The organism is Microbacterium sp. BF1, from assembly GCF_019279095.1.
In the GTDB taxonomy this organism is placed as follows: Bacteria; Actinomycetota; Actinomycetes; order Actinomycetales; family Microbacteriaceae; genus Microbacterium; species Microbacterium maritypicum.
In genome coordinates this window covers 1-849 of the sequence record NZ_JAGYWT010000733.1, presented here as the reverse complement: position 1 = coordinate 849, position 849 = coordinate 1, and the positions used below count along the sequence as shown (strand labels likewise).

The 849-nt window shown below is 67.7% G+C and carries 1 protein-coding gene; it reads right to left on the bottom strand.

The features are described 5' to 3' along the window. Positions 1-604: GlxA family transcriptional regulator (locus KZA10_RS16390; RefSeq protein WP_218683423.1), on the bottom strand; the 604-nt coding region annotated here is incomplete at its 3' end. Between the last annotated feature and the right edge of the window lie 245 nt (positions 605-849).

Genomic DNA, 849 nt, shown 5'->3' with positions numbered 1-849 from the left:
CGATGAACTGCGCCTGGCCACCGTCGCGCTGGGGCGGCACGACCATCCGGCGGGCGATGCGGTTGGTGAGCTCGGCGCCCACCTCCTGCCGGAGCAGGTGCAGGCACGCGTCGATCCCTGCGGCCGTTCCCGCGCTCGTGATGATCTTGCCGTCCTGCACGAACAGCACGTCGGGGTCGATGTCGATCCCCGGGTACATCTCGGCCATGACGTGCGCGTACATCCAGTGCGTGGTGGCGCGCCGACCGTCGAGCACTCCTGCCGCGGCGAGGATGAACGAGCCGCTGCAGACGCTCATCACCCAGGCGCCGCGGTCGACCGCGTGCCTGGCGACGTCGAGCAGGAGCGGGTCGATGTCGCCCCACCGCTCGCGAGGAAGGGGACAGAACACCACGAGGTCGGCTTCGTACGCGAAGGTCAGATCGTGCTCGACGTTGACCGAGAAGCCGATCTTCGAGGTCACGACCCCGGCACGGGGAGCGACGATGCGGAAGTCGAAGTTCGGCACGCCGTCATCGGCGCGGTCCAGGCCGAACGCCTCGCAGGCGACGCCGAACTCGAAGGGTGCGAATCCGTCTTGGATGACGCAGGCGACCGTCTTCATACTCACACTCCCGTTGGCGGTTTTCTGACGTTGATAGTCAATCCTGCCACTCGTGGCGGTTCGACATCGAACGTAGCGTTTCTGCCATCTCAGCGGCGCCAAGAGCTGAGACCGCACCGGCGCTCGTCGCCGTGCACGACACAGCACCCGGGGCTACGCTCGTCGTCATGAGCGAGCCTCAGCAGCCTCCCGTTCCGCCCGCCGTGCATCTGCCCGCCGCGCCGCAGTATCCGGGGGTCCCGCAC